The sequence below is a fragment of the Nonomuraea sp. NPDC049269 genome (genome assembly GCF_043197155.1).
In the GTDB taxonomy this organism is placed as follows: Bacteria; Actinomycetota; Actinomycetes; order Streptosporangiales; family Streptosporangiaceae; genus Nonomuraea.
In genome coordinates this window covers 1-1,221 of record NZ_JBICSO010000033.1, presented here as the reverse complement: position 1 = coordinate 1,221, position 1,221 = coordinate 1, and the positions used below count along the sequence as shown (strand labels likewise).

Genomic DNA, 1,221 nt, shown 5'->3' with positions numbered 1-1,221 from the left:
GACGATCGCGGCACCGGTGGCCTCGTCGCCGTTGAGCTCGAGCTTGTCGAACGCCTTGGCGCCCGCCTGCAGCAGCGCCACGCCACCGCCGGGGACGATGCCCTCCTCGACGGCCGCCTTCGCGTTGCGAACGGCGTCCTCGATGCGGTGCTTGCGCTCCTTCAGCTCGACCTCGGTCGCGGCGCCGGCCTTGATGACGGCCACGCCGCCGGCCAGCTTGGCCAGCCGCTCCTGGAGCTTCTCGCGGTCGTAGTCGGAGTCGGTCCGGTCGATCTCGGCGCGGATCTCGTTGACCCGGCCGGCGATCTGGTCCGGGTCACCGGCACCGTCGACGATGGTGGTCTCGTCCTTGGTCACGACGACCTTGCGAGCGCGGCCGAGCAGGTCGAGGGTGGCGTTCTCGAGCTTGAGACCGACCTCCTCGGCGATGACCTGGCCACCGGCCAGGATCGCGATGTCGCCCAGCATCGCCTTGCGGCGGTCGCCGAAGCCCGGGGCCTTGACGGCCACGGAGCGGAACAGGCCGCGGATCTTGTTGACCACCAGGGTCGCCAGGGCCTCGCCCTCGACGTCCTCGGCGATGATCAGCAGCGGCTTGCCCGACTGCACGACCTTGTCGAGCAGCGGCAGCAGGTCCTTGTTGGCCGAGACCTTGGAGTTGACGATCAGGATGTAGGGGTCCTCGAGCACGGCCTCCATGCGGTCGGAGTCCGTGACGAAGTACATCGACGTCATGCCCTTGTCGAAGCGCATGCCCTCGGTGAGCTCGAGCTCGAGGCCGAAGGTGTTGCTCTCCTCGACGGTGATGACGCCTTCCTTGCCGACCTTGTCCATCGCCTCGGCGATGAGCGCGCCGATCTCGGGGTCGGCGGCGGAGATGGAGGCGGTCGAAGCGATCTGCTCCTTGGTCTCCACGTCCTTGGCCAGCTTGGACAGCTCCTCGCTGACCCGCTCGACCGCCGACTCGATGCCCTTCTTCAGCGACATCGGGTTGGCGCCGGCGGCGACGTTGCGCAGACCCTCGCGCACCAGCGCCTGGGCCAGCACCGTGGCGGTCGTGGTGCCGTCACCCGCGACGTCGTCCGTCTTCTTGGCGACTTCCTTGACCAGCTCTGCGCCGATCTTCTCCCACGGGTCCTCGAGCTCGATCTCCTTGGCGATGGACACGCCATCGTTGGTGATCGTGGGAGCGCCCCACTTCTTCTCCAGCACGACGTTGCG

1 protein-coding gene is annotated in these 1,221 nt (G+C 68.1%); it reads right to left on the bottom strand.

Translation table 11 applies throughout. The annotated features are described in order from the left end of the window. Positions 1 to 1,221: chaperonin GroEL (gene groL, locus ACGFNP_RS61040; protein WP_393334399.1), on the bottom strand; the 1,221-nt coding region annotated here is incomplete at both ends.